The organism is Paenibacillus tritici, from assembly GCF_018207515.1.
Lineage (GTDB): Bacteria > Bacillota > Bacilli > Paenibacillales > Paenibacillaceae > Paenibacillus_AQ > Paenibacillus_AQ tritici.
Genome location: NZ_CP073365.1, coordinates 2,807,390 through 2,832,922, shown reverse-complemented (window position 1 = coordinate 2,832,922; position 25,533 = coordinate 2,807,390). Strand labels below are relative to the sequence as shown.

19 protein-coding genes and 1 pseudogene are annotated in these 25,533 nt (G+C 47.0%); 3 read left to right on the top strand and 17 right to left on the bottom strand.

What is annotated here, in order from left to right; translation table 11 throughout:
• Window positions 1–14: 14 nt before the first annotated feature.
• The 8 genes from KDC22_RS11875 to KDC22_RS11840 all read right to left on the bottom strand — a co-directional run bounded on the left by KDC22_RS11875 (window position 15) and on the right by KDC22_RS11840 (window position 11,001).
• The gene (locus tag KDC22_RS11875; protein ID WP_246553495.1) at window positions 15–2,231 is read right to left on the bottom strand and encodes an FAD-dependent oxidoreductase; all 2,217 of its coding nucleotides are present in this window, start codon (window positions 2,229–2,231) and stop codon (window positions 15–17) included.
• 99 nt (window positions 2,232–2,330) lie between these two features.
• Entirely contained in the window at window positions 2,331–3,950 is a 1,620-nt protein-coding gene (locus KDC22_RS11870; protein ID WP_246553488.1) for a response regulator, read from the bottom strand.
• Window positions 3,947–5,692 carry a sensor histidine kinase gene (locus tag KDC22_RS11865; protein ID WP_211723158.1) on the bottom strand — a complete coding sequence of 582 codons (1,746 nt, stop codon included), beginning with the start codon at window positions 5,690–5,692 and terminating at the stop codon, window positions 3,947–3,949. The genes KDC22_RS11870 and KDC22_RS11865 overlap by 4 nt, the downstream gene beginning before the upstream one ends.
• 91 nt (window positions 5,693–5,783) lie before the next feature.
• On the bottom strand, window positions 5,784–7,370 hold the full coding sequence (locus KDC22_RS11860; RefSeq protein ID WP_211723157.1) for an extracellular solute-binding protein: 1,587 nt from the start codon (window positions 7,368–7,370) through the stop codon (window positions 5,784–5,786).
• 65 nt (window positions 7,371–7,435) lie between these two features.
• Window positions 7,436–8,305 carry a carbohydrate ABC transporter permease gene (locus tag KDC22_RS11855; RefSeq protein WP_173137617.1) on the bottom strand — a complete coding sequence of 290 codons (870 nt, stop codon included), beginning with the start codon at window positions 8,303–8,305 and terminating at the stop codon, window positions 7,436–7,438.
• 13 nt (window positions 8,306–8,318) lie between these two features.
• On the bottom strand, window positions 8,319–9,266 hold the full coding sequence (locus KDC22_RS11850; protein ID WP_211723156.1) for an ABC transporter permease: 948 nt from the start codon (window positions 9,264–9,266) through the stop codon (window positions 8,319–8,321).
• A gap of 452 nt (window positions 9,267–9,718) precedes the next feature.
• On the bottom strand, window positions 9,719–10,297 hold the full coding sequence (locus tag KDC22_RS11845) for a dihydrofolate reductase family protein (RefSeq protein WP_211723155.1): 579 nt from the start codon (window positions 10,295–10,297) through the stop codon (window positions 9,719–9,721).
• Window positions 10,298–10,341: 44 nt separating this feature from the next.
• Window positions 10,342–11,001, bottom strand: a complete 660-nt coding sequence (locus KDC22_RS11840; protein ID WP_211723154.1) for a TetR/AcrR family transcriptional regulator — start codon at window positions 10,999–11,001, stop codon at window positions 10,342–10,344.
• Window positions 11,002–11,161: 160 nt separating this feature from the next.
• Here KDC22_RS11840 and KDC22_RS11835 point away from each other — a divergent pair, with 160 nt between their 5' ends.
• Entirely contained in the window at window positions 11,162–12,154 is a 993-nt protein-coding gene (locus KDC22_RS11835; RefSeq protein ID WP_211723153.1) for an aldo/keto reductase, read from the top strand.
• A 684-nt stretch (window positions 12,155–12,838) separates the two neighbouring features.
• On the opposite strand, the gene cydC is transcribed toward KDC22_RS11835, so the two are convergent.
• The 4 genes from cydC to KDC22_RS11815 are packed head-to-tail and all read right to left on the bottom strand — an operon-like array spanning window position 12,839 to window position 18,691.
• The gene (gene cydC, locus KDC22_RS11830; RefSeq protein WP_211723152.1) at window positions 12,839–14,560 is read right to left on the bottom strand and encodes a thiol reductant ABC exporter subunit CydC; all 1,722 of its coding nucleotides are present in this window, start codon (window positions 14,558–14,560) and stop codon (window positions 12,839–12,841) included.
• The gene (gene cydD, locus KDC22_RS11825; protein WP_211723151.1) at window positions 14,553–16,310 is read right to left on the bottom strand and encodes a thiol reductant ABC exporter subunit CydD; all 1,758 of its coding nucleotides are present in this window, start codon (window positions 16,308–16,310) and stop codon (window positions 14,553–14,555) included. Before cydD ends, cydC begins: the two co-directional genes overlap by 8 nt.
• Before the next feature lie 15 nt (window positions 16,311–16,325).
• Window positions 16,326–17,342, bottom strand: coding sequence for a cytochrome d ubiquinol oxidase subunit II (locus KDC22_RS11820; protein WP_211723150.1), 1,017 nt, complete (start codon window positions 17,340–17,342; stop codon window positions 16,326–16,328).
• Window positions 17,339–18,691, bottom strand: coding sequence for a cytochrome ubiquinol oxidase subunit I (locus KDC22_RS11815; RefSeq protein ID WP_173137633.1), 1,353 nt, complete (start codon window positions 18,689–18,691; stop codon window positions 17,339–17,341). The genes KDC22_RS11820 and KDC22_RS11815 overlap by 4 nt, the downstream gene beginning before the upstream one ends.
• Before the next feature lie 247 nt (window positions 18,692–18,938).
• Here KDC22_RS11815 and KDC22_RS11810 point away from each other — a divergent pair, with 247 nt between their 5' ends.
• The gene (locus KDC22_RS11810) at window positions 18,939–19,946 is read left to right on the top strand and encodes a helix-turn-helix transcriptional regulator (protein WP_211723149.1); all 1,008 of its coding nucleotides are present in this window, start codon (window positions 18,939–18,941) and stop codon (window positions 19,944–19,946) included.
• Here KDC22_RS11810 and KDC22_RS11805 read toward each other — a convergent pair.
• From KDC22_RS11805 to KDC22_RS11795, 4 genes and pseudogenes are all read right to left on the bottom strand, one after another.
• Complete coding sequence (locus KDC22_RS11805) at window positions 19,941–21,389, bottom strand: MFS transporter (RefSeq protein WP_211723148.1); 1,449 nt, start codon at window positions 21,387–21,389, stop codon at window positions 19,941–19,943. The genes KDC22_RS11810 and KDC22_RS11805 overlap by 6 nt on opposite strands.
• 178 nt (window positions 21,390–21,567) lie before the next feature.
• The gene (locus KDC22_RS11800; protein WP_211723147.1) at window positions 21,568–23,529 is read right to left on the bottom strand and encodes a carbohydrate-binding protein; all 1,962 of its coding nucleotides are present in this window, start codon (window positions 23,527–23,529) and stop codon (window positions 21,568–21,570) included.
• A 424-nt stretch (window positions 23,530–23,953) separates the two neighbouring features.
• Window positions 23,954–24,058: pseudogene (locus tag KDC22_RS34030) on the bottom strand (glycoside hydrolase family 95-like protein); the annotation flags it as partial.
• A complete protein-coding gene (locus KDC22_RS11795; protein WP_343221979.1) occupies window positions 24,036–24,224 on the bottom strand; it encodes an S-layer homology domain-containing protein in 189 nt (62 codons plus the stop codon). The gene KDC22_RS11795 and the pseudogene KDC22_RS34030, both read right to left, overlap by 23 nt.
• Before the next feature lie 15 nt (window positions 24,225–24,239).
• Between KDC22_RS11795 and KDC22_RS11790 the strand changes: the two genes are divergently transcribed.
• A complete protein-coding gene (locus KDC22_RS11790) occupies window positions 24,240–24,404 on the top strand; it encodes a DUF3955 domain-containing protein (RefSeq protein ID WP_211723146.1) in 165 nt (54 codons plus the stop codon).
• 24 nt (window positions 24,405–24,428) lie between these two features.
• Here the strand turns inward: KDC22_RS11790 and KDC22_RS11785 are convergent, their stop codons facing one another.
• Window positions 24,429–25,319, bottom strand: a complete 891-nt coding sequence (locus KDC22_RS11785; RefSeq protein ID WP_211723145.1) for a hypothetical protein — start codon at window positions 25,317–25,319, stop codon at window positions 24,429–24,431.
• Window positions 25,320–25,533: the final 214 nt, after the last annotated feature.

Sequence of the window (25,533 nt, the reverse complement as noted above, 5' to 3'; positions counted from 1 at the left end):
GACTTCACCTGACCTCACTTATCGTTTTTAGGAGCAAAGCATTTCACAGCAAATACTTCAAAATAAGACGAACCATACGTTGCATAGAAATCGAAGTGGATTCGGATGACACCTGTGGCATCCACCTTATGTTTGTTCAAGGTGAGATAATTCCCCCGGGTGATGACGGTCCGCTCGCTTCCGTCTTCTAGGGTTAAGGTCATCACATAATCTTGGATAAGCGACTGGATCGGATCATCGAAATGCTCCAAATCCAGCTGCGAATTGAACACAAGCTGGATTTCGTCCAGACTTTTGGGGCTGGCCCAACTGAATTCCAGCCATTCCTGTCCTTCCGTACGTTCAGAGATCCAGCTGTTCGGCAGACCATAAGGTCTGGAGAAGCCATTGACGACATTCCCGGGATTGTACATATCCTGGGCGGGCAACAGATCCTTGAAGCAGATGCTCTTGTTGAATTTCTTCAGTCTGGACGGCTCTTCCGGTCTATAATAGAAGCTGACCGCTCCGGTCACTTTCTCTTCATTGCTGTATACGGCAAGGCCCGCCGTACCTTCCAATACGATGTAGATTTTGTCGTCTGCCGGTTTCTTGCAGCCGAGGTCCAGCGTAATCCAGTCGTCATGACCGGCCGCAATCGTCAAGCGGTATTCTTTCAACTCGCTGTTGGGAATATAGTTTTCCTTCCGGTCCCCGCCAAGCAGCTTCACATGCAGTGTCTCCGGATGCCCGGACTGATTTTTAATCTTGATCTGTACGCTGTCAGCCTCGGCTGTTTGAATCGGCAAGACCAGACATAACCCGGTCTCCAAGGAGATCTCTTCGGTGGGATGAAGATTGTCATAGCTGCGCTGGGACGAAGCCCGAATCGTTAATCCGTCCGCGAAATAAGGGTCCAATTCCTCTTGCAGCCCTACAATCGTCTGCCCGTCCCGGAGCAGCAGCGCCTGCAATTCTCCCATATGATCCTCTGCTATAGCCGCAGGGTCTATCTCATATTTCAGGCATAACGAAGCAGCTGTTCCAACCGCCTGACCCATACAACCACAGGTTGCCATTACTCTGGTCGATCCGAAGGCCACATGGGTAGCACTTATATTGCGCCCGGCGAACATAAGATTAGGAATATTCCGTGAATATAAGCTGCGGAAAGGGATATTGTATAGTCCCGGCACGAAATTCCAGGCTGTTGCCGGTCCCTCGTCGTAGATGCCCTTATTCGCATGTAAATCCATATACCATCCGCCGACGGATACAGCATCTTCGAAATGCGGCTTTGCCGTAAGATCGTTCTGGGACAGCATGTGATCACCAATAAACCGCCTTGACTCCCGCTTTCCCGGAATCGGGCATACATAATCCAGGATGAGAGAGTCTACATCATCGAATTCGCCGCTGTTTTTGATATAATCCCAAATCCCGTACACCAGCTTCCGCAGCTCCAAGGCGATGTCTTCATTATCCTTGATAACATCCAGATGCCCGCCGTATTCCAGCCACCACAAGCCGCCAAGCCCGTTGATTTTTCTGGGAAAAGCCCGGTGGTTCAAGCCTTTTCGGATACTATCAAAAAAAGCCAGCTTCGTAATATCATACGCAAAGCCAGGTCTTTCGTAGGGAACGGAATAACCAACATCACGGGCTTGAAACAGGATCGTATCGCCCATGGTGTAATGGTCCGCCGCTTCAGGCGCCAATTCTTCCCCGTATTCATGCTTCGCCTCTCTCCCCCGCCGGAAGAGCGCCCCTGCCTGATATCCGACAATTCCATCTCCTGAACAATCAATATAGGTCCGGCTTTCGAAACGGAATTTCCGCTCCGAAGCTAATTGAAGGCCATCCACCCACTTAATCCTGCCGTTCTCCATGCCCGTGTCATGCACGCTTGTATTCAGGAATAGAGAAATGTTAGCCTCACTATAGACCATGTCAAGCAAGACCGTATCCGATAGCGACAGCATTAGCTTCTTGTTGTACAACGGATTGTAGTGGAAAATCTTCAGTTTGAGTTCCTCCACCAATCCGCCCTCGCGTGCATAATAGGATGGACTTTTCCCGAGATAGGCCGACCCGTTGATATGAACCCTGACCTCGCTGCTCGCATTCCCCCCAAGAACCGGGCGGTCATTAATTAGGGAGACCTGCAGCCCTTGGCGTGCGGCAGCGATGGCAGCGCAGATCCCGGCAATCCCTCCGCCTACGACGGTTACATCTGCTTTAATAAGCTCCATTTTGATAACCTCCATGATTAGATCCTGCTCTCATGGTAAGCTTTTTGAAGAGCTTTTTTTTACATGATTTCACGAAAAAATTATACAATTGTTGCAATGTTATCTGGATTCATACCGCGTCATTTTTATCCGGTATTGCTTGGGCGTATCCCCCGTGTATTCTTTGAATAATTTGCAGAAATAACCTTCGTTCACAATCCCTACTTCCTCGCACAATTCCAATATTGAATAATCCTGAACATTTAACAGCTCAAGAGCTACATGGATTTTTTTACGGTTGATGTAGCTGATCACGCCTTCGTTCATTGTTTTTTTGAATAAGCTGCTGAAATACGATGGGGCTAAATTCACTTCCTCGGCAATCGCCTCAAGCGTTAATCTCTGTTTCAGGTTTTGCTCTATAAACCGGATAGCACTCATGATCTCTATACGATGTAAAAGCTGGCCGGCGTGCACATATTCGTAGGTGAAGTCACCAATATAGGCAAGCTGCTCCCGGAAAGACATACACTCTATGGGAAACTCCGCTACTTCCGTGGTCAGCTTGTTCCCTGATTTAAATTTCACAGTAATGTCTCTGTACAAGTCCCGGAGCATAGGCGCCATGATGGACTTATGGATTTTATGGTCCGTAACCCACTGGTTCAGCTCCGCAAAGGCTTGCTCCAGCTCTTCCTTGGAGACCTTTCTTTTCACCCCGGCCAGAAATTCAGCCAGCTTCTGCTGAAATTCCTCTTTTTTGTCATTCTGGTATTGAAAGCGATGCATAGGTGTTTGTACTGCCTTCTCCGTATGATAATAGAAATCGTCACTCACATGGTGTGCTTCCGTGTATGCTTGTTTGATGGATTCCCAGCCCCGGTGCGGCCCTCCAAAAGCGACAGATACCCTTTGATTCAAATATTGGTCCAAATGGGAGACGATCTGTCCCCCTAATGCCTGGCAATCATATTCCGTCTCCAGATCACTGCGGTTATTCTCCCAGGAAAGGAAGCCAATAAAACGGTTATCGGATAGATCCGCAGCTACACCACTGCCGCCATTCATCACCGTTTCTTCGATGATATTCGTAATTGCATATCTCAAGATGTTTTGATCCGTCGCTGAATAAGCGTTCCGGAAGCTCTCATACCGATTCATTTCGACAATGAAGCAGCGGTAGTTAGCTTGAAAGAAATGAAACTGCATACGGTTGGCAAAATCCGATGCCCGGTGCGAAGGGATTTCGCCTCTGATCAGCTCGTTGAAAAATTGCTTGCGGACTCTATATTTATTTTCCAGCACGGATACGTTTAACGATTGAAATTCCGCTTCTTTTTTCTTCACCTCATTTAGAATTCCGGCCGCCTTATCCAAAGCCCGGTTCAAATCGGCTTCCCTGAGCGGAACCTTAACAATGTATTCCAGTACGTTGGCTTGAATCGCTCTCTGGGCGTATTCAAAGGATGAATAAGCGGTCAAAAGAATGAACTGGGTCCGGGGAAGCATGGGCTTCAGCTGCTCAATCATGGAAATCCCGTCCATTCGCGGCATAACAATATCAGAGATCACGATATCCGGCTTAAGCTTTACGATCTCCTCCAGCCCCTCCAGCCCGTTACTCGCTTTGCCCACCAGATGAAATCGCCTGTCCCTAAGGGAAAGCTCGTGAAAAAACAATTCCAGTCTCTGAATGATTAGATCCTCATCGTCAACAATGAAGCAGGTGTAGTCTCTCACAATGATGCATCTCCTTTAAACAAGCCTGCCGGGAACAAGGCCTGAACACGGGTAATTTCCTTAGGTATGCTTATGATTTGGAGTCCGAACTGTTCTCCGTAGTGCAGTCTGATCCGGTCATGAATATTGTTTAATCCGATTCTTTTCCGTTTCACTTCCACATCACTGGGTTCTGAGATTAGAACATGCTGGAGCTTATCGCTTGGAATACCCTCGCCTTGATCAACGACTTCTATGATGACCCTGCCGCGCTCCCTGTAAGCGTGAATAGTAATAGGGCCTTCGAGCCCCCCTCCGTTATAACCATGGAAGATGCTATTCTCCACAAGCGGCTGCAGCAGCATTCTGAACACAGGAAAGTCTATTAACCCTGCTTCGATATCTTCAATTAATTGGAAGTTTCGGTTATAGCGGATGTTCTGGATCGCGATATAGTCCGATACATTTTGCAGTTCCTGACGCAGGGAGACCTTCTCCGAAGCGTCAGCTATCCCGTATTCCAGGATTGAAATCAGAGACTCGATCACCACATCTACTTTCTCGATTTGTCCGAGCCGGATAACATTGCTGATAGAACCCAGCGTGTTATACAGAAAATGAGGGTTGATTTGAGACTGCAGCACTTGAATTTCCAGCTTGCGTTCAAGCTCATGATGAAGCTCTGCTCCCCGGATCAGCTCCACAATCTGCTGCAGCATACGGTCGAAGGCCCGGGAGAGATCACCGAACTCATCATTCCGGTTAATGGATATCGTAGTTGTCAGAAGGCCTTGCTCCACCCGCTTCATTTTTGTTTTGAGTGCATAGAGCGGGGTCCTTATATATTTGGCAATGACGAAGGATACGAACAGGCTTAAGAGAAAACCTGCGGCCAGAAGCTCGATATAATAGGTTTCCAATCTGGACAAAGCCGCCTTCAGGCGTGATTCATCGTTGATCGAGAGGATTGTCCAGTTGAATTTCTCCGTCGGTTTCTTCAGAAGGGAGACGGGAGTCCCCTCCCTGGTATGCAATTGAAGGCTTGATTCTGCAGTATCCAGAATTTGTTCCGCCGATGTTTCACCAATGGAGAAGGTATGGTCCTGAATGTTCAGGGGGCCTTTATTTTCCGAGAATCCGGCAATGATTTTGCCCGATGCCGTGATTAGAGCCAAATTCATTTGTTCTTGCCGATTAATCTTGAACAGGGTTTCTTCAATGGCATTGAGATCCAGATCTACCGCAATGGCTATAGGAAACGGAGCGCCGTTCAGATATCGGACCATTGTCACAGTCCAGCCGGAATACTTGGATTTGTAAGGGTCGCTAACAAAGGTAGTCCTTCTGTCCTTGTCAGCCGCAGCAAACAACGGTTCTCTTTCCGCTAAAGGTTCATCGAATATCCGGGTCGGCGTGCTTCCGCCTAGAATGGATAAATCGCTTTTGATCAAATAGATATTGCTTACGTAATTACTGTTAAGTTCATACAGCACTCTTAATTGCTTTTTAATCACATCCGTATTGTCCATGTTGGCCTTCACCGATGATTCGACCGAGAACAGGATCGTCTGGAAGGAGGAGAAATTAACGGTGAAATACTGGTCTATCTTGTCAAGAATCTGGTTGGTGTAATACACATCCGTGGTTCTTATTTCCTTCTGGACATAACGGTAAGACAACTGGCTGATCAAGATGATGCAGCTTAACACAAAGGCAAACACGATTAGAAACAATTTCAAAGGCAAGCTGATTCTTCTTCGCATGGATCATCTTCCTTCTGCATCTGTATTGAACAAATCATAGCATATGACAACAAAGAGAGGGGCTAATGATAGCCGCTCTCTTCGTTTGATTTTACTTGATTAAGCCTGCTTCTTTGAATTGTTTGATTACAGACTCCTTATATCTCTGCATGTCAAACTTGGTCTCCAGTGTATCGAGGAAATTGTCCCAGTTCGACAGAGGTTCTTTGCCAGTCATGAATTTGACCAGGCTCTCATTAATGTAACGCTGGCGGTCGGCTGCCAATGAATCATTCGGGTCTTCAGTCAATAGATTCCCGGGCAAAGTAGCCGCCACATATTGCTGGTTGTTCTCAAAAGCTTCTGCCGTCTTGGGATTCTGGAAGCTGAAGTACTCCGCATCATCCCCGCGGCGCGGCATTCTATAATGATCGACCCATAGGTACTTTTCTTTCATATCCTTCGATAATTCGGAGGTTTTATTTTTGATCTTGCCGTCTACCACATCCCAATGAATCCCTTTGATCCCGTATGCAAAATTCGGATAGGCTTCCTGGTCCGTGAAGAAATAATTCAGCATGGACAAGATGCGGATGATTTTCTCCTTATCCGCTTTTTTGGAGATGGCCCATGAATTGCCCTGGAATGATTTTCTCTCTACAATCTGATCACCATAAGGGCCTGTCATTGGAGGAATCACGATCCATTCCGGCACCTCTCCGCTGATTTCTTTCATTTTCTGCTGATAATCCGGTTCCAGCCTGCGGGCGTCTCTGATCATGAAGCCGACCTTCCCCTTAAATAGCTTTTGGTCGAGCAAATCGGGCGTATTCATCGTCACCCAATCCGGATCTACAACCTTAGCTTCCATCATTTTATGGATATAGGCGAGCGCTTCTTTCATTTTGGGGTCGGTAAACAGGAACACCGGTTCATTGTCCTTCACATCAATGGCTGATGGCGGATTGACGCCGAACATCCACATCAGGCTATCGAAGCCGTAGGTTTGCAGATTGCCTTCTTTATTCATACCGCCTATGAAGCCGTACGTATCGTTTTTGCCGTTACCGTCCGGGTCCTTCTCTGTAAAGGCTTTCATAACTTCAAAGAGCTCGTCAGGTGTCGTAGGCACTTCCATATTCAGCTTGGTCAGCCAGTCCTGGCGGATGAAGTAGCTTCGGCTGATCCCGTTCACATTATCATAACCGGGTACCCCAATGGTTTGTCCCTGATAGGACACCGCCTCCCAGGAGTCGCTGCTGAACCGTTTCTTCAATTCAGGGAATTGATCCAGATACGGTGTCAGATCCGCAAGAACACCCTGATCATAATATTGCGCGAGATCCGCCCGGCTTTTCAAGAAAATCAGATCCGGAATATCTCCGCCGGCAATGAGCGTATTTAATTTAGTCGTTGCTTGCCCGGATTGAGGAATCATCATTTCCAGGTCGATGTTGACGGCTTTCTCCAGCATTTGACGCTGGATATCTTCTTCACGGGGAGGAATTGGAGCAGCAGCATTGAACGTCCCCTGGTTGAACATCGAGATTTTTAGTTTAGTTTTAAAGGGACTAGACGGGTCTTGTGAATTATCCGAAGCTGTCGATGTATCCTCTTTTTGTTCCCCACATCCAGACAACACCGTTCCCACCCCGACCATTGCTGCCAGAATAGCCAATGAAATCGCTTTACGTTGCATAATGACCTCTCCTTTGCTTCTATATTATCACGGTTTCCCCGTAACAACTCAGGTTGGAATTCTTTTTAACCTTTGACCGACCCCAAGAGTACACCTTTGGTGAAATGCTTTTGCATAAAGGGGTAGACGATTAAGATCGGGACGGTAGTCACAACAACTGCAGCCATTTGCACTGCGAACGTACTCACCGCTCCGGAATTGGCAAGCGAATCAGCACTTTGGGTGGCGACGTTAAGCAGGATGTTACGCAAGATGACTTGAAGCGGCATCAGGCTGGAATCATTGATATAGACAATAGCATCGAAGTAACTGTTCCAATGCCCGACTGCGTAGAATAAGGAGATGGTGGACAGGACGGGCAAGGACAGGGGTAAAATGATCCGCCATAACGACTGAAGCTCACTTGCCCCGTCTACCCTCGCTGATTCCTCAATTTCTGCAGGCAATTGCTCGAAAAATCCTTTGATGATGACCAGATTAAAGGCACTGATGAGCTGTGGAATGATCAGTACCCATGGACTGTTCAGCAATCCCAGCGAGCGGACTAATAAATAAGTCGGAATTAATCCTCCCCCGAACATCATCGTGAAGACAATGAATAGCAGGAATGGGCTTCGTCCCGGCAAATATTTTTTGGATAAGGGATACGCTGCGATTACCGTAAAAAACACATTCAGCAAAGTGCCTACAATCGTCCGGAACAGGGTGATTTTATAGGCCTGCCCGATGCCATGAGAGATGAATACTTCTTTGTAGGCTAGAAAGGTAAAGGTCTCTGGTATAATCACAATTCCTCTTCTTAGCACTTCCGATTCCGGGGTTACTGAGACCGCAACCACATACAGAAAGGGGAGTAAGCACAGCAGGGATAGCAGAATCAGTATAAAATAAACGACAGCTTGCCAGACTTTTTCCCCGATTGTTAAATTGATCATTTAGATCACCCCCTCACCAGATTTGCCCGTCGAATTTTTTGGCGATCTTATTCGCCGTCAGCACTAAAATAAATCCGATGACTGCTTTAAACAATCCTACAGCCGTAGCCAGGCCAATCTTAAGCCGCTCAAGCCCTTCCCGGTATACCCAGGTATCGATAATGTCGATCTTCTCCTGATTGAAGCTGTTGGCGAACATGAATATCTGGTCAAAACCAGCATCCAGGATATGGCTTAACTTCAGGATCAGCATCAGAATCATAACTCCCCGGATGCCGGGAAGGGTTACATGCCAGAGCTGTCTCGATTTGGAAGCGCCATCAATTCTAGCCGCTTCATATAGACTTGGATCGATTCCCGCTAATGCGGCAAGATACAATATCGCTCCCCAGCCAATATCCTTCCATATTTCAGATAAGATAATCAGCAGTCTGCCCCAGGCAGGTTCTGTCAGGAAGGAGATAGGCTCCACTCCAGCTTCCTTCAAAATCATGTTAAACAGACCATCCCCCGGGGCTAATAAAGCCACCATCATTCCATACACAATGACCCATGACAGAAAATGGGGTAAATACGTGATCGTTTGGACGATTTTCTTAAACCACTGGGTATACACTTCGTTAAGCAGCAAAGCCAGAATAATGGGAGCCGAGAAACCGAACAACAGCTTATACAGCGATATGATAATCGTGTTTCTCATGATGTCCCAGAAATACACGCCGTTCATAAAATCCGTGAAATTTCTGAATCCCACCCACGGGCTATCCCATAGCCCCAAAACCAGGTTATAGTTCTTAAAGGCAATAATGATTCCCGCCATAGGAATGTATTTGAATACGGCAAAATAAATTAATGCCGGGAACAAGAGCGCGTACATCACTTTATACTTTTTTATCGTCCTTATCCATGAGTTCCGCTTTTTGGAGAGGGGAATGGCGTCCGCTGCCAGTTTTGCTTGCATTTCATCACCTCGTCTTTATTTATAGTTGTATAGTAGCACCCCCTACCCGGACAAATTTCTGTGATTTCAAGAATTTCTTATAAGATATTAAGGAGTGACCTTTAGGGAAGTCCTTGGTTTTTGAGCAGGATCAACGTTAGCGCCTGGAAGGACGCTGCGTGAACGGACCGATGTTCCAATCGCTGTTGTCCCCGGATTTTTTGGATTCCCCTTAGCGGTGAAAATCCGGGGACAAAGGCGACCGCTGACGCTTTTCCACATTCGTTCCGTCCTCTCCGCTGTTTAAGCTGAAAAAGTTTCTTCAAATCTGTCTAAAATCACAAAAAACAAACAGAAAACAGCGATCTCCCGGAGAAGAATCGCTGCTATTTTGGTCCTTTTGCAGTTCTGAAAATGAGAACAGGCTGTTTCTACTCGCAGAAAAACTACTTTTGGATAGCCCCTTAAGCTAACTATCCTCTTATCGTCTGGTAAGTGAGGCCTATGGCTCCAGAATCAAAGGTCTTGTTGTCAATTAGCTTAAGATTAATCTTCTCCTTGAGACCTTGGAATAACGGCAATCCGCTACCGATCAGGACAGGAGAAACCGTAATTTTATACTCATCAATTAGATCAAGCTGCATAAGGTAGTGTGCCAGCCTGGGACTGCCGAGGATAACCATATCCTTGCCTGGCTGCTGTTTGAGGTTATGGATCTCTTCCTCGGCAGCTTCTTTCACCAGTCTGGAATTATTCCATTCGACGTTCTCCAATGTTGTGGAAAAAACGATTTTGGTTGCCTTTTCGATCCACTCGGCATGATTCAGTTCATGCTGTGAAGCTGACGGGTTCGAAGGCACGGATGGCCAGTAATTGTACATCATCTGATAAGTCCCTCGTCCCCAAATGACAGTGTCGGCAGTACTGAGAATTTCTTTTGCATGTTTTTCTAAGTCAGCATCGTAGGAAACCCAGCCAATGTCCATTTCACCCTTCGGCCCTTCAACAAAACCGTCAAGCGATGCGTGCAGAAATAGAACGAGCTTTCTCATTTTCAGTTCTCCTTTGTTTATTAGGGATACCTCGGCTGCAAAGTTTAATACAAGTCTTTCAAAATTTTTTGTGCCATATACTCCATTCTAGGAATCATCAAGTTGTCATCTATCCTTTCCGTTTCATCAGGTTTAAACAACTGGGTTTTTTTTAGATTGTAATATTCAAATAGCACCTGATACACGGTCAAATGGTTCTCCATCAGGTATTTCACATCTAACACGGTTCTTAGAATCTCATCCTGCAAGACGATAAGCCTGCCGTCAATCTTATTAAAAACCCCTTGTTTAATTCCTTCTTCATAGAAAGCCAATTCCTGATGTTCCCGCTTTTTCATCGCTTCTTTTAGCCGCTCATAGCTCTCAGGGTAACTGCCTTCAAGCTCCCTCAGGAAAATATCGGTGATGTACTCTTTTAATAAAATGGTTTGTTCAAATAAATGCTGAAATCGTGGACCGTACGCTTGATTGGATTCAGAATCTTCTATAATTTCGTGGATATATTTTACAAGGCCACTGACAATAAACGTTATGATATCTTCTTTAGTCGAGAAATATTTATATAATGTGGCCCTGCTGATATCCATAATTTTTGCGATTTCGTCAATTTTCAGACTTTGGAATCCATTTTTTCTAACGAATGTTACCAGTCTATTAGCAAGATTAATCCTCATCTGATGTTGTTTTTCATTCTGCGGTTCCATGTAAATGCCCCCTTGTAAATTATAGTATAACTCATAAGCATGACTCCACACACCATATACACAATAGACACTTTATACACTTTTTGTTTACTTAATTTATTTTCCGTGATAATATGGTTTTGTTCCTGAGGAAATGAAAATGGATAAGGGAGGCACCACAATGAAAACCCGGATTCTTGGTCAGCAAGGTTTAAGCGTTTCCGCTATTGGTTTGGGAACCATGGGGATGACCATGGCCTACGGTCCTTCAAATGACACGGAGGGAATAGCGACAATTCGCCGGGCCTATGAGCTTGGAGTTCATTTCTTTGATACGGCAGAATTATATGGATATGGAAAAGGCCACAATGAACAGCTGCTGGGTACAGCAGTGAAGGATTTTCGTGACAAGGTAGTACTGGCTACCAAATTTGGCTTTGACATGACAGCCAAGCCATTCGGAACACGTTTCAACAGCCGTCCAGATAATATTCGTAAAGTAGCGGAGAACAGTCTTCGCTATCTGCAGACGGATTACATTGATGTTCTCTATCAGCATATCCCTGATCCTAATGTTCCTATCGAGGAGGTAGCCGGGGTCGTTGGAGATCTGATCCAAGAAGGGAAGGTTAAATATTTCGGGTTGAGTAATACGGGCTCCAGAACCATCCGCCGGGCTCACGCGGTTACCCCCGTGTCTATGCTTCAGACTGAATATTCCATATTCGAACGCGAGATCGAGGACAATATACTGCCAACCTTGAATGAATTGGGTATAGGTCTGGTTCCATACTCTCCATTAGGCAGAGGGTTCCTGACCGATGCGGTTAAACCCTCTCACGAGTACGCCGAAGACGATATGCGCCGGTTCGATGAGCGTTGGCAAGGGGACAACTATATCTACAACCTGAACGCAACCGGGCAACTTAGAGAACTTGCTTCTGCCAAAGGGATCTCTGTAGCAGAATTGGCCCTGGCCTGGCTTCTTCATCAGGGAGAGAATATCGTCCCGATCCCTGGTACACGCAGCGCTGCGCGGGTTGAGCAGAACATTGGTGCTGTTCATGTTCATCTCTCACAAGCTGATCTTCAGCGTATTAATGAGATCCTCCCGCACGGATCAGCCGGCAGCCGGTATCCAGCTGGAATGTTAGAGAATTTCACGAGAGATTGAAGATCAAAGTGAGCACTTTGGTGGACGCTGCGTGAACGGAGCGATGTTTGGGTCGCTGTTTAAGCGGGGTACGAAAACCTTTGTTTAAAAACAAAGAACAAAATCACCCTGCGGGTGGATAAATGTAGGAACCTCTGCGTTCCAGAGAACTCGTTGGGCTACCTCCACTGTACCCATCTGCCCATTTCCGGGGCATCCGGCCTACGTGGCACGTCCAGTCCAATTGTGTTCGGTTTTCCGATTACATTCGGCCCACGTGGCGTATCCATTCCAATTGTGTTCGGTTTTCCGATTACATTCGGCCTACGCGGCGCTCACAGTCCAATTGTGTTCGCTTTTCCGATTACATTTGGCTTACGCGGCGCTCACAGTCCAATTGTGTTCGGTTTTTCGATTACATTCGGCCTACGCATACTCGCACCAGCACATTGTATTCGGTTTTTCGCTTACATTCTGGGCTCCTCATTTACTCATGCGGCCCCAGTATCATTCAATGAGCACTTCTCCCCACGCTACGCCTCCTTATCCACATCTGGCCATTATAATTTCCTATACAAGAAAAAAGCAGCGATTCTCCAAAAACGGAGATCGCTGCTTTTTAACATTTCAAGCCTTTTAGAAATTCGAGAAGCCCGTCCAAGTCCTAGAAGGCCAAGGCGATCGTCATATGCGTATACAGTATCCTCAGCTTCCCTCTATCATTTGCAGCTCAATTTGCTTCATTTCATAGAAATAGCCCTTTTGCTTCATTAAATCTGAATATGTGCCTGCTTCAATAACTTGTCCACGGTCCATAACCAAGATCTGGTCCATCGCTTCCAGACCGGTCAGCCGGTGGCTGATCAGAATCAGCGTATCGTCTGCCGCCTGGGCCAGCAAGTGCCTGAGTACCTGCTGCTCGGTAATGTAATCCAGCGAAGAGGTTGGCTCGTCCAGAAGCCATAACCTTCCTGTCCTTAGCATCACACGGGCCAGGGCCAGGCGTTGCTTTTCCCCCTCCGACAGGTTCTCTCCTTTCTCATAAACCATGTCATCCAGGAGCTTATCCGGCAACTGCACTTTATTCAGCATTGCGGATAACACTTCATCGGAATGAGCTTCCTCCTTCAGCAGCAGATTATCACGTAGGGTTCCCCGGAAGAAATGGCTGTGCTGGAGCACCACATTGGCAGCTTGCCATAGGCCTGCTTCATCCAGCTCTTGAATCGAAGTTGTATTGAACCGGATCTGTCCTTCCGCCGGTGCACGCAGCTTAAGCAGCAATTCGAGAATGGTTGTTTTGCCTGAACCGCTCGGCCCGACAATGGCAGTCTTAGATCCAGACGGAATATGGAGGGACACATCCTTGAGTGCCGGACGCCATTCATCTTCATATTGAAAAGATACACCGCTCAGCTCAATGGACACGGCCTGACCGGCAGGAAGTTTACCGCTTGGCTGCTCTGTCAGTAGATCTGCTGCCCTAACGGTTTCCTCTAGCCGCTTGGCGGCATGCTCACTATCCTGCTTATATGCAGGCAGTGTCGCCATTGCCGCAGCTTCTTCAAACACAGTCTGAGATATCATAACCAGCATTGCAAGGAACACACCGGCAAGCGAACCCTCCACAATCAGCAGGGCGCCAAGGGTCAGCACGCTCCAGGATATCAGAAAAGTTACAAATACATGCAGCGATTGCCCGCGCAGCAAATGCCGCGCCGCTGCCTGCTGTTCAGCCGTCAATGCCGCAGAGGCAGACTCCAACTGCTCTCCGCGTTGCTCCAATTGCCCGTATACTTTCAAATCGCGGAAACCGTAAAGTAATTCCGTCACTTCCGTGGAAAGCACCGAGCGTTGCTCCCGAACACGCCCCTGGTTCTTCCTCTGTCCAAGCATAACCATGGCCGGAACCACAAATGCCGCCGCCAGCATCCCCAGTACAAACAAACAGGCGATCCAGATGGAGAAGGCAGAAGTAAACAGAACCGTGGCCAAAAACACCATAACGACAATGACCGGAGGATAGGCGACCCGCAGAAAATAGTGCTGCAAGCTTTCTATATCGCCTACGATACGTGAGAGGAGATCTCCGCTCCGTTTTTGGTTTAGTACTCCCGGAGTCAAAGGAACCAGCTTGGCAAAAAAAGCGGTCCGCAAACGGCTGAGCATCGAAAACGTCGCCCTGTGGGTATACAAACGTTCAGCATATCGCGCGGCCGCCCGCACCAGACCAAGTATTTTCACGAGAGACGTCAGCACAATCAAGGTATATAGCGGAGGGGCAAATACTGTCTGGGAGATCAGATATCCGCTGGTTGCAAAGAGGCATACTCCCGCTATTCCGGCAATGAAGCCCCCAAGGATGGCCATAACAATATCTTTCCGTTCCTGTAGCATGGCCTTGGTCAAAATAGCCAGCTCATTCATGCTGCTCCCCCTTTCCCGCCTTCACCATTTCAGCATACTGGGGCAGCCGCTCAAGAAGCTCATCATGGCTTCCGCAGTCCAGTATTTCTCCCTTATCCATAAACAATATGCGGTCGGCTTGGCGGATCGTATACAGGCGGTGAGCCACGGTAATCATCGTAGCTTGACCGGCAAGTTCAGCTATAGACCGCTGCATTATGCGTTCGGTATGCAGATCTAATCCCACCGTGGGCTCATCAAATAGAATCACCGACGGATGCTTCAGGAAGGCACGTGCCAGAGCAAGCCTTTGCTTCTCGCCGCCTGACAGTCCCCGGCCTCCTTCACCTACCAGGGTATCGTAGCCCTGTTCCAGCTCAGCCACCACAGAAGCAAGTCCCGCGGCTTCCACCGCCTGAACGACTTCGGCCCTGGAGACGTTCCTGCCAGCGCCCAGCGCAATATTATCAGCCAACGTACCGGCAAAAATATACGGGTGCTGAGTAATATAACTGACGTGTTCAAACCAAGAAGTCTCCTCTATTTGCGTCAGCAGGCGTCCGTTCACCAGTACTTCTCCCGCCGCCGGCTTAAGCAGTCCTGCAATGAGATGCAGCAGCGTGGTTTTGCCGGACCCGCTTTTGCCGGCAATGGCGATTTGCTCACCCGGCTGTATGGATATTGAATCCACTGACAGCCCGAACATACCCGGGGCATATTGAAACTGGATATCCCTCAGCTCAATAGTAGGAGGCATCCGGTGCAAGCCCCCTTCGTATGCTTCCGGCTGATCCGCTGCCGCGCTCTCTTCTTTTGCTTCTGCAAGCATCTCTTCCACTTTACGAAGGGCTCCCATGCTGGTGCGGCCGCTGTGAAAAGCAGTTCCCGTGTTCTTCAGCAGATTGAAGAACTCAGGCACCAGCAGCAGGATCAGAAACGCGGTATGAAAGGAAAGAGATTTAAAAACAAGAAGCTGAAGCGCCAGCTCAAGCGCAATAATGCCAAGGCCCAGCATAACGATCGACTCCAGCATGAAGGTATTGGTAAAGGCAACCCGCAGAATCCCCATGGTCGCATCCCGGTACCCCAGACTGCTGCGTTCGATCTCCTGCTGCTGGCGGCGGGCCAGGCCGAACAGCTTCAACGAGACCAGCCCCTGAAGGGAATCGAGGAAGGTCCCGGAGAACCCGGCGAGCTGTGCGAATTTCTCCTCTGCCTTGTTCTTGGTCTGCAGCCCTACAAGAATCATGAATACCGGAATAAAGGGTGCGGTACACAGCAGGATCCATCCGGAATTGCTGTGCTGGGTAAAGATTACGATTAATATCAGCACGGGTATGACCGCAGCTTCCATCATTCTTGGCATGTACTGGCTGAAATAACTGTCCGCCTCATCCACCGCATCCAGTGCTACACTTACCTTGCTGCCCGTTTGCCCGCGAAGTGACGAGGGTACAGAAGCCTGGGTCAACTTCCGCAGCACCCTGGCCCTCATCGTTGCCATAGCATCAGCAGCCATGTGCAAGCCGATTAACCCGTTGCCATAAGATAGCAGCGTACGCGCAGCCATGACAGCCAGTAACAGCCCAAGGATAACAGCCGCCGATGACACAGATACCCGTTCTACAAAAATCTTATTAACGGCTTCCGCGAGCAGCACGGCCTGGCATGTTATGGCTGCACCGAGTGCAAGCGAGAAGCCTGCTAATAGTGCACGACGTTTCCTTTGTGTAGACATATACTCTGAGATCAGACCGGTTCTCCTCTTCATGATAACTCCCCTCCTTTATTTTTTGCCTTTTACATACTCCGCATCAAACAGGAATAATCTGAAGACCAGAATGAGCGACGGGACCAGCAGACACAGACCGCCGATAAAGGCTGCCACCAGCGCAATCCCCATGGATTCGTTCGTGGCGCCGCTTTGAATGGTGATATAGGGGTCGAGGATATAAGGATACTGCCCTATCCCGTACGCAAAAAAGGCACAGAGAAACTGTAGCATGACAAAGATAAAGGCTAATCCGTAGAGGCGGCCGTAGTAGAGCAGCCATGTTGCAATCATGAAAAAGGCAACGGACGAGCCCAGCAGCCACCACAAATCCATCATGTTATGAAAATGACGCTCATTGTGCTGGGAAAGAAAAACAAATGCCGTAAATGCAGCAATGATCGTGGGTATGCTCCAAAACAGGGCGTAGGTCCGCATCAGCTTGAGCGCGGCCTGATCCTCCGCCTTCGAAGCGTAGTAGGCCAAGAACGAGCTGCTGATGAACAGCACCGACACGATGGCGAGGGCTACAATGCTCCATGACAACGGACTTGTCAAAAGCGTCCAATAGGCTAAGGTGACCGTTCCGCTATTCTCTATAATAAAACCGCCCTCAGACAGCGTCAGGGCCACCGATAAAGAAGCCGGAATCAGTAAACCTGTGGCCCCGTATAAAAACAGATAGATAATGTTCTGCTTCGAGCCATAGTTCTGAAAAGCATAGAAGGAGCCGCGTATAGCCAGCAGAATCACGGCAATGCTCCCGGGAACAAGCAGCGCAGAGCCATAATAGTAAGCCGTGTCGGGAAAAAATCCGATGATGCCCACAAAGAAGAAAACAAAGAATACATTAGTAATCTCCCAGACTGGCGACAGGTAGCGGGAGATCAGCCGGTTAATCAGGTGATCCTGTTTCGTCAAGCGGGCATATAAGGCAAAGAATCCGGCCCCGAAATCAATAGACGCGACAATTAAATAGCCGTACAAAAAAATCCAAAGCACTGAAATACCGGCCAGCTCATAGCTGATCATAGTTGCTCACCTTTTTCTATAGATGCTTGTGCCAGCTTGTTCAGCTCGGCCTCTGGAGGATTATTGTGGAACAGCCGTCTAAGTACGATGACACACATCGTCCCCATTACAACATACAGAAGGAGGAAGAGGAAAAAGAGAATCCTCACATTCGGCGATGTTGTGGCTGCTTCCTCTACACGCATATATCCACGGACAATCCAAGGCTGCCTGCCAAGCTCTGCATAGAACCAGCCGAATTCAATGCCCAGGAAGGCCAGAAATGTGCTAAAGACAATGGATCTGAGCAGCCACTTGTTAAGCTCATTTCGTCTCTTCCAGAACAGGAAGAGGAAATACAGCAGTCCAATCCCCAAGATAACCATTCCGCTCAGGACCATAAAATCAAACAAATAGTGGACAATAAGCGGCGGGCGTTCGTCAAGCGGGAACTCTTCAAGACCCGTGACCTCAGCGTTAAAGTCTCCAAACGCCAGGAAGCTTAGCGCTTTCGGAAGGTGAATCGCCCCCAGAATCTCGTTCTCTGCATTAAGCCAGCCTAGCAGAACCAAGTCTGCGCTGCGTTCGGTTTCGAAGTGCCATTCCGCTGCCGCCAGCTTCTCCGGCTGATGCTCCGCCAGAAACTTGGCTGACATGTCTCCGGCCAGGCTTGTCAGCAGACTGAACGCCACAACAACGGTCATCATCAGCTTCAAGGCCTTCTTGGAGTAGGCTGAGACTCCCCTTCTCAGGATAGTGTAAGCCGCAATTCCCGCAAGCAAAGCAGCGCCCGTCAAGTAGGCAGAGGTTAAGACATGAAATACCTTTGAAGGTGTTGCCGTATTAAGCATTACCTCCAGCGGATTCACTGCCGTGAATTGTCCGGCTTCCATTACAAAGCCTCCAGGCTGATTCATGAATCCGTTCACTGTTGTGATGAATACTGCGGACATGCCTGCCCCGGCGACAATGGGAATCGTCAGCAGTAAGTGAATATACGGGTTGCGAAACCGCCCCCAGGTGTACAAATAAATCCCCAGGAAAATGGCTTCAAAAAAGAAGGCGAAAACCTCCATAAATAAGGGAAGGGCGATTACGTTCCCGCCGATCTGCATGAACTTCGGCCAGACCAGCGCAAGCTGCAAGGCAATCGCCGTTCCGGTCACTACGCCAACAGCTACTGAAATAATAAATCCGCGTGACCATCTTTTGGCCATCAGAGTGTAATGCTGGTCTTTCTTGCGTATCCCGACGAATTCCGCAATGGCTATCATCAATGGGACACCGACACCAATCGTAGAAAAAATGGTGTGAAATGCTAACGTCATTCCTGTTAACCATTTACTCCACATCACTGTATCAATCATCACGAATACATCCCCCCTCAATCTTGCGAATGAAGCCCAGCAAATTTTAGAAGCGCTTTGCTATTCCTTCCACTTTGCTGTGCTTTAATTCACAAGTATAATGAGTTTAGGGAAACTCTGTATGGCCCAAACGAGGGGGGCAATGTGTCTAACTTTCTTCGATAGTGCGTCTTTTTTGTGAAAACACGCTATTTTATGAATGAATTGTGACATATGTCGCTTCGTAATAGACAAGGGAGTGATATCCGCGATGACTTTACACATTAACAAGATTCATGATTTATTTGATCAATTTACGGGAGTAGTAGAGGGACATGTTCAGCAAAGAAATTATGAACAACGGCTTATTATTCCTTCTCATATAGGCAAGGGAAGTGTGACAAGAACCCAAATCCGTCCTGGCATGGAGATCATGCTAACGGATATTACATTCGAACAGGATATGAAACTTCAGATTCAGGAATCTTGTCAGCTATTTGAATTGAGTTATTGTGTGAATGGGGATATCCATTGCGAATGGAACGGTAAGGACAGCCATACTGGTACACAAACAGGCAGTGTTCTCTTTCTGGAGGATGTTCAGGTTTATGAGGAGAAAAAGGCAGGTATCCAAAATCAGCTTGTGGAAATCAGGTTCACCCCTGATGAACTACTGCGCTACGCTGAGGACTCATCAGAAAAACGAAAAATGGAAACATGGCTTAAACATCATCGTGGGAATATTGATCAATTTCCGAACACACCGACCCTCCAAAGATGTGTCTTCGACATGTTCCATTGTACTCATCTTGGCACATTGAAACGATTATATCTGGAGAGTAAGGCGCTTGAATTTATAACGTTATTCGGAGAGTCGGATGCATACGGTTCTGTTGGTGGAAATATGATCATTCGTCGAGATGATATTTCCAAGCTGAAGCAGGCACATGAGTTAGTAAAAATACATTTCGAACAACCGCTGTCGATCAGAGAGTTGTCCCAACGAGTTGGAATGAATGAATTCAAGTTGAAAAAGGGCTTCCGCGAATTATTCGACATGACCATCTTCGAGCTTGTACGTCAACAAAGAATGGAGAAAGCCATGTGGTATATGGAAGTAGCTCATCTGAACGTAGGTGAAACAGCTGTTTCAGTCGGCTATAGCAATGCCAGCAATTTCACGACTGCTTTTCGCAAGCATTACGGCTGCAATCCCAGCGATTATGTGAAACGGATCAGCCAACTAAACTTGGAACAAAACAAACGATTTGATTTATAAATTTTTGGGGCTGCGCATCAAAATAAGGCAAACAAAAGTCACCAGAGCCATTCCTCCACAGGCAGTTAAAGAAGCGGAAAATGCCCTTACATAGTCGGACAGGACTGCATTATTCAAGGACTGCCGTAACGTAACTGAAAACAAAATGCTAATCAGCGCCACACCTAACGAATTAGCCAAATACATTACGGTATTAAACAAGCCTGAGCCTGTCCCTGCATCCTTCGCCGGTAAGGTGCCCAGCACGACTCGGGTGAGCGGCGTTGTGACCAGCCCCAGTCCTAAGCCATACACCAGCAGCAGTGCAATGTAGGTTAGATTGAGCAAATGTATCGCATCAATATGCAACAGCAATATAAATAAAAAACAGCAGCCTGCCGTTACCAATGCCCCGATTTTCAGCACAACCATCCCCCACCTGTCAACCACTCGAGATGAGATCAGAGAAGTCAGGAAAAAACCGCAGCCAAGAGGCAGAAAAGCGCGGCTCGTCTCTTGGACATCGAAATGCAAGCCGAACTGCAAATAGTACGTCAGGATGAAAAAGAAAGAAAACATGCTGAGATAGATGAACACAACAGATAGAATTCCTGCGCCGAACAGACGTTGTTTAAAAATCGTCAGATCTACCAGCGGTGCATCACCGCGATTTTGCTTGCGCAATTCAACTGCGATGAATGTAAATAGCAACAGTATCGCAAGAACCATACACCCCCATATCCAATTCGGCCATCCCTGTTTTTGGCCTTCGGATAACGGATACACAAGCAGAAACAGCCCACCCATAATGAGGACCGTACCGAACCAGTCGTTTTTCTGTGCCCGGTCTCTTCGCGATTCCGATAGAAACGGCAAGCACAGAAGTACAACAATACCGAATGGAACATTGATCAAAAATACGGATCTCCAACCTAAGTCAAACACGTTCCAATGGACCAGAATCCCTCCCAACGTGAGGCCGAAGGCGAACCCGAACCCGAGCAATGCGCCGTAAATCCCGAAGACAAGCCCTTTTTCCCGCGGCAGAAAATTAACTTGCATCATGGATAACACTTGAGGTTGAATAAGCGCCGCGGCAAGGCCTTGGAAGATTCGAATAACAATCAGGAGAGTCGGACTCGTAGTCATACCTCCCAGCATAGCCATGAGTGTAAACCCGCTCACGCCAATTCGCAGCAAGCGTTTCCTCCCGTAGATGTCGCCAAGTTTTCCGCTAACAATGAGCGTTATGGCCAAACTAAGTGAAAAACAGGTCACAATAAGCTGCGCATCGGAAAAACTGGCGTTCAGATTACTTTGTATGAACGGAAGCGCGACCTGGATCATATAGGTGTTCAACGAAATAAGTAATATGGGGAGAAGAATAACCGCCAACGTATACCATCGGCGCGGACTAACCCCCTGCTCCAGTTCTTCGCCTTCGATTGTCTTATGTTTGAGCATTCTTACCTCTTCCTCCTCGAATTTCGGATATCATTGATAACCATTATCAATGAAAATGCCTCTTTCTTCTACCTGTTGCGGGAGAATCTCCCCTCATTAAGGGAGCAAAAATAAAAGTCCTGATTTAGGTAATTCCTAATCAGGACTTTTTGAATATGAATTGAAACCTTTATCCATTTTATTTGAACTGGAACCAAGTTAAATTGGCAACTGTCGTTGAATCTGATTTCACAAAAGTAACATATACCGTATGAGTTCCTACCGCTGTCCCGGCATTAAGCGGGATATTCTTGACTGACCATGTCTGCCATCCGCCTGTGCTTTCGGCCGTCCAAGACCCCAGCATAGGGCCTGTAGGGCTATCCAAGTGGAATTCTATCCTTCCGCCGGAGTTAGCGGATGCAACCTTCATATCAATACTTGTTTTAGCTGTACTGCCAAAGTCTACATTTTTAAATGCTATATAGTCGCCATTACTGCCTCCACCCACATTCACCCCGCCGTCAGTGCTTGACTCATAGGACATAACACCTGAACTAAGGTTATAGCCTTCTGCTTCAAATTTCAATGTGTTGAATTTGGGCTCTGCAGCATAGCTGTTCGTATCTGTTATTTTCAAATCCGTCAAATTATTTATCGCAGCTCCACCGACGCGAACATTGTTTAATGTCACTCCGGAGACTGTAGATGTGTCATTCCAACCCTTCATGATTGAAACTTCACCCAAAGCGCGTAAATTGATATTATTATAAACCACATTTTTGATCGGACCGGTTTTTGCAGAAAGATCAAACCATCTGGAGTGAACACCGGATCTTGGCCAGAAGCCTTCTACATCTATATTGTCGAATACGATGTTCTGTGCTGCTGGAGTCCCATAGAGGTGACCGACTGCTAAAGCGCGCCAGCACCGGTATACATAAGAGTTTTTAACAACGATGCCATCCTGAAGCTGTTTCACTCCATCTCCAACCTTGAATGCTCCACATCTGCTCCAGGCCAAAGCATCATCCACCACTACATTTGACTGGCTTTCAGGACTTCCCGGCCAGTTTGCAGCTATATCCGTAGTGGCTACATCCCAGGTCTTAAAGGAGTAGGTGTCATCCTCCGATACTGCTACAGTGTGCTTAATGAGTACATTCTGGCTCTCTTGAATGTCTATGGCATCATTTTCATAATCAAGTTCATTGTTGTTGAAGTGCTTGGTATTCTGGAAGGTTACGTTATTAGATCTGGTAACGATTGTAGCCCAGCCCCCGCTGTCTCTTATGGTTATGCCGTCAACCGTGAAGTTGCTGCACTGCAAGGGTACAAGAATATTGTTCAGATAATTGTTTGTATTTCTCATATAATGGCCATTGCCGTCAATTGTTCCCCTGCCGTATATCTTAATATTGTTTGCATTGGTTTCGGTATAAATAAACCAGGTTCCATCCTTATTCAGAGAATTCTTATGGAAATGGGTAGTGTAATCGCTTGGATTTCCTGAACCCCTTATAACAGAACCACCCTCCAGATACACCGAAACATTGCTTTTTAGAACAAGGTTTCCGCTCTTGTACACTCCGGCTGGAACGTATACGATACCGCCACCTGCTGCGTTAGCCGCATTGATGGCGTTCTGTATTGCAGTTGTAGCCAAAGCGGCCCCGGTACTGTCGGCACCGTACCCGGTTTTAACATTGTATATCCCTGTACCGGATGAAGCCGGAACATTGGTTTCAAGAGCATCTGCCGCAATCACCAGATCCTTCAGGTTATTGATTTTAACGATAAGATAGGTTGGTGATGAAAGTGTAAAGGTAAGTGTATTCCCGCTCTTGGTTGCAGTGATTCCCAAAGCTTTGGGAGAAATATTATAGGTATTGATTGGCTCGCTTGCTGTTATTGTGATTGTAGTCGTACCTGAAAAAGAGAAATTACAATAATTATAGTTTACAAATACCGCCGAAGTGTCGATTACCGGTATATTCGTAGAGTCTGCTGTAACCGTGTATTGACTGGTCGTGGTATAGATCGACGGTAATGGATAGCTTACAATTGTACCCGCCGCGCTTGCTGTCGAAGGAAAGACAGGTAACAGATTGGCCATACAAAAAATTAATAATGCACTTAATAACTTTAACTTCCTTAACATAAATAAACACCTCTTTCATCTTTTTTTAGAGCACCTCGAAGTGTTCCAGATCATCGGTAACCTCAGTTCCCCCTTATATATCCATTTTGTATTCGCTTACAACCTGATTATAGACGGATTGGCGCATCCGGATAAGGCGGGTAAGCCCACATTAAGGGCAGATTTCTGCAGCAGCTTTATACAGAGACGGGAGGCCACCTCCGCCCTGCGGACATGCCTCCCCTGCGCATTCTTATTCCCTATTTCGAAGCGATTTAATCCGCTTAACAACATCCCGATACCTGCACCACTTAGCAACATCCCCAGGACGATTCCCTTCTTGTCCGGGAACTGACCCAGCATGAGGGACATGAGTGAAGTGATTAGTCGCATAAGCAACATTTTGACCTGCTTGATTAGTGACGATTGCCCCGGCAATGTTTGGGTATGAACGTTTGGCACTTGTTCCGTTAAGCGATTTGACCTGGATACTCGTCGCCCGAGATTTCGCCCAGGTTACACCAACCTCAAATCCGCCTCGTGCTTTTATTCCTGAGAAACTCCCAGTTGTCTAAGTTGAAGGCATTTGTTACCGACTCTGTCGATAGCCCCAGTCCTCTTACCAGTAGTGCCGCAAATTGCGCACGTGTAACTTGGCCTGCCGGTGCAAACGCCTGATCCGTCATTCCGTTAATGATCAAAATAATAGTCCTCACAAGTAATTATGGTTAATGATCTCGAGAATAGTTGATTCAAGCGTGGGATCAGATGGTATGTTGCATGAGCCGCTCTTTTTCTTAATTCCGCTGGGCTTCCTGTTTCTTTTCAGTGGTATTATCGCTTTGCTGTTTGTGGGTTTAGGTTCAGCCCTTAATAAGAAAAAAAAAATATCGTAAAATATAAATATGAGATAGACCCTATTAACTCAACTTCTGCTGGAGTACAACTGTCAGCTCTTCAGCCGTATCCCAAACGATCGGACGGATATTTTTCACCTGTACAAAAAGGTTATCGGCATCGCTGCTGTTCACAGTCCAAATCACTGGTATGTTCAAACCGAGCGCATATCCTGCAGTAAAATATACCTCAGGGGATTGACCCGTTAAATCAGCGATAATCAGTTTACTCTCCTCTATAAGCTCCAAGGAATACGGTTCACGGTTTTGCGATGTCGTATGCCTTAGCAAACGTGGTATATAACCAAACTGCTCGATTTTGGGAAGCAGTTTTTCCACCCACACCGTGTGCAAATCCTCCGCATCGGACATTAGAACGATACAGGGTTTTAATTTTTTGCCTCCTGCGATTGCCGCAGCTTCATTCCATCCCGCGTCCGTCAACTTAAAGGTCATGCCTTCCCTAATCATAGACTGATCGTTAATCAGCTTATCTATGATATATACCAGTTCTTGCAGATTAGGCGAATACGTCAGGTTATAGCTACTGGAGAGTGGTTGAATAACAACGGATTCCCCGGGGGCTTCAGAATGTCTGTATAAGTATTGCAGTAAAAGGTTTCCTTTATCTTCAATCGTCACTGGAATTTTCGGGGAATTTACAATGGATTCTAAATCGTCGGCCGATAGACTGAACTTCTCTCCACGATCTGTCAGCTCCCGTATATAAGCCGATACGACATGAAACATATCGCGTTTCTTTTGATGCGCGAGAGAATTTATAGGCTCATAGCTGTCTCTCAATAAGTTATAGAACCCGTCAGGAGAACAATTACAACCTAAATATCTATCGTAATCGCCTTCCGATGTAATGGATACCATCTCATCACAGAACAAGCAGTATTTCTTAATCATTACAACTCATCACCTCTTATTAATTGATATCCCCTTACCTTACCAAGAATATCTTAAAAAGTTGACAAGAAGATATTTCCTATAGTGCAAAATACAATTTTCCACACGCAGTATCAATCGCTTTACCGATGAGATACGGTCCAATCGACGAAAGAAGAGCATTCGACACAGTAAATACATATACAATGATTAACCCGAACCGTTGACGATTCAA

Bases quoted from the DNA above. Each gene is read 5' to 3' on its own strand.
- KDC22_RS11875 (WP_246553495.1), bottom strand. From the start codon at position 2,231: ATGGAGCTTATTAAAGCAGATGTAACCGTCGTAGGCGGAGGGATTGCC.
- KDC22_RS11865 (WP_211723158.1), bottom strand. From the start codon at position 5,692: ATGCGAAGAAGAATCAGCTTGCCTTTGAAATTGTTTCTAATCGTGTTT.
- KDC22_RS11860 (WP_211723157.1), bottom strand. From the start codon at position 7,370: ATGCAACGTAAAGCGATTTCATTGGCTATTCTGGCAGCAATGGTCGGG.
- KDC22_RS11855 (WP_173137617.1), bottom strand. From the start codon at position 8,305: ATGATCAATTTAACAATCGGGGAAAAAGTCTGGCAAGCTGTCGTTTAT.
- KDC22_RS11850 (WP_211723156.1), bottom strand. From the start codon at position 9,266: ATGCAAGCAAAACTGGCAGCGGACGCCATTCCCCTCTCCAAAAAGCGG.
- KDC22_RS11845 (WP_211723155.1), bottom strand. From the start codon at position 10,297: ATGAGAAAGCTCGTTCTATTTCTGCACGCATCGCTTGACGGTTTTGTT.
- KDC22_RS11840 (WP_211723154.1), bottom strand. From the start codon at position 11,001: ATGGAACCGCAGAATGAAAAACAACATCAGATGAGGATTAATCTTGCT.
- KDC22_RS11835 (WP_211723153.1), top strand. From the start codon at position 11,162: ATGAAAACCCGGATTCTTGGTCAGCAAGGTTTAAGCGTTTCCGCTATT.
- cydC (WP_211723152.1), bottom strand. From the start codon at position 14,560: ATGAATGAGCTGGCTATTTTGACCAAGGCCATGCTACAGGAACGGAAA.
- cydD (WP_211723151.1), bottom strand. From the start codon at position 16,310: ATGAAGAGGAGAACCGGTCTGATCTCAGAGTATATGTCTACACAAAGG.
- KDC22_RS11820 (WP_211723150.1), bottom strand. From the start codon at position 17,342: ATGATCAGCTATGAGCTGGCCGGTATTTCAGTGCTTTGGATTTTTTTG.
- KDC22_RS11810 (WP_211723149.1), top strand. From the start codon at position 18,939: ATGACTTTACACATTAACAAGATTCATGATTTATTTGATCAATTTACG.
- KDC22_RS11805 (WP_211723148.1), bottom strand. From the start codon at position 21,389: ATGCTCAAACATAAGACAATCGAAGGCGAAGAACTGGAGCAGGGGGTT.
- KDC22_RS11800 (WP_211723147.1), bottom strand. From the start codon at position 23,529: ATGTTAAGGAAGTTAAAGTTATTAAGTGCATTATTAATTTTTTGTATG.
- KDC22_RS11790 (WP_211723146.1), top strand. From the start codon at position 24,240: ATGATCTCGAGAATAGTTGATTCAAGCGTGGGATCAGATGGTATGTTG.
- KDC22_RS11785 (WP_211723145.1), bottom strand. From the start codon at position 25,319: ATGATTAAGAAATACTGCTTGTTCTGTGATGAGATGGTATCCATTACA.